Origin of the sequence: Syntrophomonas sp. UBA1041, from assembly GCF_002316705.1 — a bacterium.
Taxonomy (GTDB): Bacteria; Bacillota; Syntrophomonadia; order Syntrophomonadales; family Syntrophomonadaceae; genus DTU019.
The window spans coordinates 534-972 of record NZ_DCEA01000058.1 but is presented as its reverse complement, the minus strand read 5'-3'; the positions used below and the strand labels follow the sequence as shown (position 1 = coordinate 972).

The following is a 439-nucleotide window of genomic DNA, read 5'->3' as shown; positions in this document are numbered from 1 at the left end:
AACTCATGGGGATAGCGATCTTCAAAACCCTGTAGTTCCACTAAATTGATAAACTTGTCGCTAATCGCTCCGCGTTCAGCCCTGGGTACACCTTTTATTTCCAGGCCAAATTCAACATTGTCCCGGACCGTACGCCAGGGAAAAAGCGCGTATCCCTGCAAAACAATGCCCCTGTCCAGGGCCGGACCGGTAATCAATCGGCCATCTATATAAATCTCGCCGGAGTCCGGATGAGCCAGACCGGCGATTAAGTCGAGGAGGGTGGATTTTCCGCACCCACTTGATCCTATAATGGCTATGAATTCGCCTTTTTCAACTTCAAGATTGACATCCTGTATGGCCACAAAACGCTTCGGCCCTTCACCGGTATTTTTAATCGGGTAAATTCGACTTACATTATGGATCGAAATTTTAGATTCCGTATTAAGAGCTTTTTTTG

At 46.7% G+C, this 439-nt stretch carries 1 protein-coding gene; it reads right to left on the bottom strand.

Going from position 1 to position 439, the window contains the following annotated elements; genetic code table 11:
• Positions 1 to 344, bottom strand: a 344-nt coding sequence (locus tag B2633_RS08450; RefSeq protein ID WP_483170165.1) for an ABC transporter ATP-binding protein, incomplete at its 3' end; no start/stop codon positions are given.
• Positions 345 to 439: the final 95 nt, after the last annotated feature.